Genomic DNA, 8,270 nt, shown 5'->3' on the forward strand with positions numbered 1-8,270 from the left:
TAAATTGGATTTTAGTAAAAAAGTGCAGAATAGAACGGTTTCTTTCTATTATAGAACAGAATTTATTCGTACTTTTGCCGAACTAAGCCAAAACAGAGTGCGCCTTCATATAATCAAGTGAACTCGTTCTTGTTTTCGGCTTATATTATAGTATCGCATGATGAATTAAAGAATAGATTATGAATACCATACCAACCATTACCAAGAACCTATTAATCATTAATGTACTGGCCTTTCTTGCAACCATTGTCGCTAAAACTTATGGTATTGATTTGACCCGTTATTTAGGGCTTCACTTCTTCCTTGCCGAAAATTTCAATGTGGCACAGCTCATCACATATATGTTTATGCATGGCGGGATTATGCATTTGCTTTTTAATATGTTTGCCCTGTGGATGTTTGGACGTATCTTAGAGCAGGTGTGGGGGCCGAAGCGTTTCCTGTTCTACTACCTGGTATGCGGTATTGGTGCAGGCCTTATTCAGGAAATCGTACAGTACATACATTATGAGATAGTGCTTTCCGCATACGACAATGTCGATATAGGCGGCTCCATCATTTCGATGAAAGAGTATCTTAATATAATGACTACCGTAGGAGCTTCCGGAGCTGTGTATGCCATTTTGTTAGGTTTCGGAATGTTATTCCCCAACCAACCTTTATTTATCTTTCCGCTTCCGTTCCCTATCAAAGCGAAATACTTCGTTATCATATATGCGTTGATTGAATTGTATTCCGGACTCGCAAATAATCCGAATGATAACGTGGCACACTTTGCGCACTTGGGCGGTATGGTATTCGGTTTCATATTGATTATATACTGGAGAAAAAAAGACAAAGGAAATGGCTTCTATTATAACTGACCTGAAAACTGCTTTTCGCAGAGGGAATATTTATATCCAGCTGATTTATATCAACGTGGGCGTTTTTATCGTCACTACGTTGACGGGAGTTATTCTGCAATTATTCAACCGCAGCCTCGACGGAGTATTCGAGTGGTTGGAGTTACCTGCATCGTTTACACGATTCACCGTACAGCCGTGGTCGCTGTTTTCTTATATGTTCATGCACGCAGGACTACTGCATATCCTGTTCAACATGCTATGGTTGTATTGGTTCGGCGCATTATTCCTCACATTCTTCTCAGCAAAGCATTTGCGGGGCGTTTATATTCTGGGAGGTATCTGCGGTGGTCTGCTTTACATGGCAGCGTATCATGTCTTTCCGTATTTCAGCAAAATGATTGATGATTCATTCATGTTGGGCGCATCGGCTTCGGTGCTTGCCATTGTAGCCGCCACAGCTTATCGTGAACCGAATTATCCGATACGGTTATTCCTGCTCGGCATGATACGTCTGAAATATCTGGCGCTTATCGTGATTGGTACAGACCTGTTATTCATTACATCCAGCAATGCGGGCGGACATATAGCCCACCTGGGTGGCGCTTTGGCAGGACTTTGTTTTGCCGCCGGGTTAAGTAAGGGTAAGGATCTGACAGCCTGGATCAATAAAATACTGGATGCTATCATTTCATTATTCAGTTTCAAACCACGTAAGCCGAAAATGAAAGTACATTATGGTAACAGTCGTCAGAAAGACTATGACTACAATGCCCATAAGAAAGCCCAGTCCGAAGAAATAGACCGTATTCTCGATAAATTGAAAAAATCCGGATACGAAAGTCTGACCACAGAAGAAAAGAAAAGTTTGTTTGACGCAAGCAAACGATAACGTTATTTATGGGAATAAAGCACATTGGTAAGTTAGTTGCGTACCTGATTTTAGCGGGCAACATTTTCTTTATAGGTTTGTTGCTTCTTGCCGCATACAGTCCGTATATAAAGCCGACTGCTCATCCCGTAGTATCCTGCCTCGGGCTAACATTTCCCATCTTCCTGATTATAAACGGTTGTTTCCTTATTTTCTGGCTGATTATCCGGCGATATAAATTCGCTTTATGTTCGTTGATCGGTTTCCTTTTGTGCTGTTCGCAAATACATACTTACCTGCCCATTAACTTCCATACAAGCAAGCTACCGGAAAATAGTTTCAAGATACTATCTTACAACGTTATGGGATTTGACGGAACCAGCAAGAAAAATGGGAAAAACCCTATTCTGGATTACCTGAAAAACAGCGGAGCGGATATTCTCTGTTTGCAGGAATATCAAACGAGGGAATCTCCCCGTTACCTAAGCCAGAAAGATGTTGAAAAAGCCTTGAAAGATTATCCTTATCATAGCATTCAGATAGCAGGTACCGGACGAGGACATACCAATCGGATAGCCTGTTATTCCAAATTCCCGATTCTTTCAACCCGCAAGCTGAACTATAAAAGCGACTATAACGGTTCCGTTGCCTATGAATTGAAATTGGGAGAAGATACCGTCCTGCTTATTAACAACCATCTGGAATCCAACAAACTGACCCCAAAAGATAAGGTGGTTTATGAAAGTATGCTCAAATCACCCGAAACGGAGAAAGTAAAAAGCGGCACACATTTGCTTGTTCGCAAGTTGGCGGAGGCTTCTTCCATCCGTGCTCCGCAGGCGGATTGTATTGCACGCGAAATAAAAGAATCACGATATCCTTATATAATCGTTTGCGGAGACTTCAACGATACTCCCATCTCATATTCTCACCGGGTTATCGGACAAAATCTAAACGATGCTTTCACCCAATCGGGACAGGGATTGGGTATTTCATATAATCAGAATAAATTCTATTTCCGGATTGACCATATTCTGGCAAGCAAGAATCTGAAACCATATAACTGTACGGTAGACCGATCGATAAAAGAGGTCGACCACTACCCGATATGGTGTTATCTGGAAAGAATTAAAAATTAAAAGACTGAAACATATCAATCAATACTTAATATCTAATACTTAAAGCTCATGTTTAAGAAGTGTATTTTTATTTTATCAGCAAGTTGTATGATGTACTCCTGCACTACAAAAACGGAATCGAATCCGTTTCTAACCGAATTCCAAACTGAGAATGGCGTACCGCCTTTCGATCAGATTAAACTGGAACATTACGAACCTGCTTTCCTGAAAGGAATAGAAGAGCAGAATGCAAATATTGATGCAATAGTTAATAACTCCGAAGCGCCGACCTTTGAGAATGTAATCGTCGCCCTCGACAACTGCTCCCCGATATTAGACCGGGTAAGCGGTGTTTTCTATAATATAACGGAAGCGGAAACAACAGAAGCGTTGACGGAACTGTCCATCAAACTGGCTCCCGTATTATCAGAACACAGTGATAACATTTCGCTGAACCAGGATCTCTTCAAGAAAGTGAATGACGTATTTCAACAGAAAGAGTCTTTGGGGCTTACTACCGAGCAACAACGTTTACTTGAAGAAACCTATAAAGATTTTGTGCGTTCCGGCGCAAATCTGTCACCCGAGAAACAAACGCGCCTTCGTGAGATCAATAAACAACTGTCTACATTGGGACTTACATTCAGCAATAACATTCTGAATGAGAATAACGCTTTCAAGTTATATATGGATAAGAAAGAAGATCTTGCCGGACTTCCCGAATGGTTCTGTCAAAGCGCCGCCGCCGAAGCAAAGAACGACAAACAAGAAGGCAAATGGCTGTTTACGTTGCACAACGCCAGTCGTATCCCCTTCCTGCAATATTCAGATAACCGTCCCTTGCGTGAAAAGATGTATAAGGCTTATATCAACCGCGGTAACAACAACGATAAAAACGATAACAAGAAAATCATCACGGATATCGTAAACCTCCGCCTCGAAAAGGCACAGTTGCTGGGCTTTGACTGTTACTCCAATTTCGTATTAGACAATACGATGGCTAAAAACTCGGCAACAGTCATGGATTTCCTGAACAACCTGTGGGGTTACTCTCTGCCGAAAGCAAAAGCTGAAGCCGCCGATTTACAAAAGCTAATGGACAAAGAAGGCAAGAACGAAAAACTGGAAGCATGGGACTGGTGGTATTATACCGAAAAACTGCGCAAAGAGAAATACAACCTTGAAGAAGATGAAATCAAACCTTACTTCAAGCTGGAAAATGTACGTGAAGGCGCTTTCGCTGTAGCCAACAAACTTTTTGGTATCACTCTTACAAAGATGGATAGTGTTCCCGTATATCATCCGGATGTGGAAGTTTTTGAAGTGAAAGATGCCGATGGTTCGCAACTGGGTATTTTCTATGTAGACTATTTCCCCCGTCCGGGTAAGAGCGGCGGTGCATGGATGAGCAACTACCGCGAGCAACAGGGAGACATTCGCCCGCTGGTTTGCAATGTATGCAGTTTCACCAAACCCGTAGGCGATACACCTTCCCTGCTTACAATCGATGAAGTGGAAACATTGTTCCATGAATTCGGGCATGGCCTGCACGGATTACTGACTAAATGTAACTACAAAGGCATATCCGGTACAAACGTAGCGCGCGACTTCGTTGAATTACCTTCTCAAATCAACGAACATTGGGCAACCGAACCCGAAGTTCTGAAAATGTACGCCAAACATTACCAGACGGGCGAAACCATCCCCGACAATCTCATTGAAAGGATTTTGAATCAGAAAACCTTTAATCAAGGCTTCATGACTACAGAGTTACTGGCTGCCGCCATTCTCGACATGAACCTGCACAATCTGACAGATACCCAAAACCTGGACGTCCTGGCTTATGAGAAAGAAGCTATGGATCAGTTAGGACTTATCCCCGAGATTGCCCCACGCTATCGTACCACCTACTTCAACCATATTATCGGTGGCTATGCAGCAGGTTATTACAGCTATCTGTGGGCAAACGTACTGGATAACGATGCCTTTGAAGCTTTCAAAGAACACGGCATCTTCGATAAGCAAACTGCCGAGCTATTCCGCTACAACGTACTGGAGAAAGGAAACAGCGAAGACCCTATGGTTCTTTATAAGAACTTCCGTGGAGCAGAGCCTCAACTGGAACCTATGTTGAAGAATCGCGGAATGAAGTAAAATAGAGAAACTGTTTTGAATTTATTCAGTTTTCTTCCAAGAGTTGTTTTTGAGGATATTTTTCTCTTTTTAAGAGGAACATAATAGGCTATTTCTTTGTCGCGTGCAAATATTTGAGTTCCTTTTACTTCTGAATGTGAAAAAAAAACTATATTTGCAGCCTTGTACATAAAAGAAATAATTAAAAAAGTAATCATAATAAATTAAAAGTAACATGCAAAACAAAGGATTTGTAAAGGTTTTTGCGATACTTCTCACACTGGTGTGTGTGTTCTATCTTTCCTTCTCTTTTGTGACCCGCCATTATACCAATAAGGCGAGAGAGCACGCAAAAGGCGATGTGAAAGTAGAGCAAGAATTTCTGGACTCCCTCTCAAATGAGAAAGTCTGGTTAGGTAACTATACGCTGAAACAATGTCGCGAAATGGAGATTAGTTTAGGTTTGGACTTAAAGGGTGGTATGAACGTCATCCTGGAAGTTTCCATACCCGATGTTATCAAAGCATTGGCGGATAACAAACCTGACGAAGCATTCAATCAAGCATTGGCAAATGCTGCCAAACTGTCTATTACGAGCCAGGACGATGTCATTAGCCTGTTCGTGAGAGAGTATCACAAGATTGCTCCGGATGCACGTCTCTCTGAGTTGTTTGCCACTCAGCAATTAAAAGACAAGGTTAACCAAAAGTCTTCTGACGCAGAAGTTGAAAAAGTATTGCGCGAAGAAGTAAAAGCAGCCGTTGATAATTCATACAATGTACTCCGTACACGTATCGACCGCTTTGGTGTAGTTCAACCCAACATCCAGAGCCTGGAAGACAAGATGGGACGTATCATGGTGGAACTTCCGGGTATCAAAGAACCTGAGCGTGTAAGAAAGTTACTTCAAGGTTCCGCTAATCTGGAATTCTGGGAAACATACAATGCAAGGGATGCTGCTCCTTATCTGCAAGCTGCTGATTCTAAATTGCGCAGCATTTTAGTTCATGAAACACCTGCTGACAGCGTTGCTGCCGACAGTACTACTGCCGCTCCTGCCGTAGCGCAAACTACCATCAGCACTGCCGACAGCCTCGCTGCCGCATTGAAAGGTGAAAGCGCCGCTCAGGCTGCCAATCTGGAACAATTCAAGAAAGAACATCCGTTGCTCGCTATCCTTCAGGTTAATGCCGGCGGACAAGGTCCTGTAGTAGGTTATGCCAACTATAAAGATACGGCTACAGTCAACAGATATCTTTCCATGAAAGAAATCCAGTCCGAACTGCCGAAAGACCTTCGCTTGAAATGGGGCGTTTCTGCTTTTGAGGGCGATCTGAAAGCACAGACTTTCGAACTCTATGCAATCCGCGCTACCGAACGTAACGGACGTGCTCCGCTGGAAGGTGACGTAATTGTTAACGCTTCAGATGAATACGACCAATGGGGTAAACCTGCGGTAAGTATGTCGATGAATACAGACGGTTCACGCCGCTGGGCTCAGTTGACTAAACAAAATATTAATAAGAGTATTGCTATTGTATTGGATGGCTATGTGTACTCTGCTCCGAACGTGAACAACGAAATTACCGGTGGTAACTCACAGATTACCGGTAACTTTACTCCCGAACAGGCAAAGGACTTGGCAAACGTGCTGAAATCCGGTAAGATGCCGGCGCCCGCACGTATTGTTCAGGAAGACATCGTAGGTCCGTCTTTGGGACAAGCTTCTATTAACGCAGGTGTATTCTCGTTTATAGTAGCATTGATTGTGTTGATGGCGTATATGTGCATCATGTACGGTTTCATTCCGGGTATGGTTGCCAACGGCGCTTTGGTACTGAACCTGTTCTTTACGCTGGGTATTCTTTCATCCTTCCAGGCAGCCCTGACGATGTCCGGTATTGCCGGTATGGTGTTAGCACTGGGTATGGCTGTGGATGCCAACGTATTGATTTACGAACGTACAAAAGAAGAGTTGCGTGCAGGCAAAGGCGTTAAGAAAGCTCTCGCAGACGGTTATTCCAATGCGTTCTCTGCTATCTTCGACTCCAACCTTACCTCTATCATTACGGGTATTATCCTGTTCAACTTCGGTACAGGTCCTATCCGCGGTTTCGCTACGACTTTGATTATCGGTATCCTTATTTCATTCTTTACCGCTGTGTTCATGACACGTCTGGTTTACGAATACTTTATGAACAAGGATAAATGGTTGAACCTGACTTTCACTTCCAAGGTTTCCAAGAATCTGATGGCAAATGTACATTTCGATTTTATGGGAGGAAACAAGAAGTGGTTTACTATTACAGGGGTTGCCGTTCTTATATGTATCGGTTCACTTACTGTACGCGGTTTAAGTCAGAGTATTGATTTCACCGGTGGACGTAACTTCAAGGTTCTCTTCGAGAATCCTGTAGAACCTGAACAAATACGCGAATTGATTTCCAGTAAGTTTGGTGATGCTAACGTTAGTGTAATTGCCATCGGTACGGATAACAGGACAGTACGTATCAGTACGAACTACCGGATAGAAGAAGAAGGTAGCAACGTTGACTCCGAAATAGAAGCATTCCTCTATGAAAGCCTGAAACCCGTACTGACCCAGAATATCTCTTTGGCAACATTCATTGACCGCGAGAATTATACGGGTGGCAGTATCGTCAGCTCACAGAAAGTAGGTCCCAGTATCGCTGATGATATCAAGACTTCCGCCATGTGGTCTGTTTTACTCGCTCTTATCGCAATCGGCTTGTACATCTTGCTCCGTTTCCGCAACATTGCGTACAGTGTAGGCTCTGTAGTCGCACTGACTTGTGATACATTGATGATCCTGGGTGTTTATTCACTCTGTTGGGGTTGGATGCCGTTCTCTTTGGAAATTGACCAGACATTCATCGGCGCTATCCTGACGGCTATCGGTTACTCCATCAACGACAAAGTGGTAATCTTTGACCGCGTACGCGAGTTCTTCGGCTTATATCCGAAGCGTGACAGAAAGCTGTTGTTCAACGATTCACTGAACACGACTCTGGCCCGTACCATCAATACTTCATTGAGTACATTGATCGTATTGCTGTCCATCTTCATTCTCGGTGGTGATTCTATCCGCAGCTTTGCTTTCGCTATGATTCTCGGTGTTGTAATCGGTACGCTTTCTTCTCTGTTCGTCGCTTCTCCTATCGCATATATAATGATGAAGAATAAGAAGATTGAGCCGGCTGCAGAAGTAGCTACTAAATAAGGAAGATATATTCAAGTTCAATAAAAAAGGGGAAGCCGGATTCGGCTTCCCCTTTTTTATTGAAC

Annotated in this window: 5 protein-coding genes; all 5 read left to right on the top strand. The window is 43.0% G+C overall.

Annotated elements, in window-relative coordinates:
• The first annotated feature begins 179 nt into the window (after positions 1 to 179).
• The 5 genes from B2Z67_RS02570 (at position 180) to secDF (ending at position 8,205) form a co-directional block, all read left to right on the top strand.
• Positions 180 to 863 carry a rhomboid family intramembrane serine protease gene (locus B2Z67_RS02570; RefSeq protein WP_291528253.1) on the top strand — a complete coding sequence of 228 codons (684 nt, stop codon included), beginning with the start codon at positions 180 to 182 and terminating at the stop codon, positions 861 to 863.
• The gene (locus tag B2Z67_RS02575) at positions 844 to 1,734 is read left to right on the top strand and encodes a rhomboid family protein (RefSeq protein WP_291528254.1); all 891 of its coding nucleotides are present in this window, start codon (positions 844 to 846) and stop codon (positions 1,732 to 1,734) included. The genes B2Z67_RS02570 and B2Z67_RS02575 overlap by 20 nt, the downstream gene beginning before the upstream one ends.
• Before the next feature lie 14 nt (positions 1,735 to 1,748).
• Positions 1,749 to 2,852, top strand: a complete 1,104-nt coding sequence (locus tag B2Z67_RS02580) for an endonuclease/exonuclease/phosphatase family protein (RefSeq protein WP_291528259.1) — start codon at positions 1,749 to 1,751, stop codon at positions 2,850 to 2,852.
• Between the two features lie 48 nt (positions 2,853 to 2,900).
• Positions 2,901 to 4,985, top strand: coding sequence for a M3 family metallopeptidase (locus tag B2Z67_RS02585; protein ID WP_291528255.1), 2,085 nt, complete (start codon positions 2,901 to 2,903; stop codon positions 4,983 to 4,985).
• Positions 4,986 to 5,199: 214 nt separating this feature from the next.
• Entirely contained in the window at positions 5,200 to 8,205 is a 3,006-nt protein-coding gene (gene secDF / locus B2Z67_RS02590) for a protein translocase subunit SecDF (protein WP_291528256.1), read from the top strand.
• The last annotated feature ends 65 nt before the right edge of the window (positions 8,206 to 8,270 follow it).

The organism is Bacteroides sp. UBA939 (genome assembly GCF_002293435.1).
Lineage (GTDB): Bacteria > Bacteroidota > Bacteroidia > Bacteroidales > Bacteroidaceae > Bacteroides.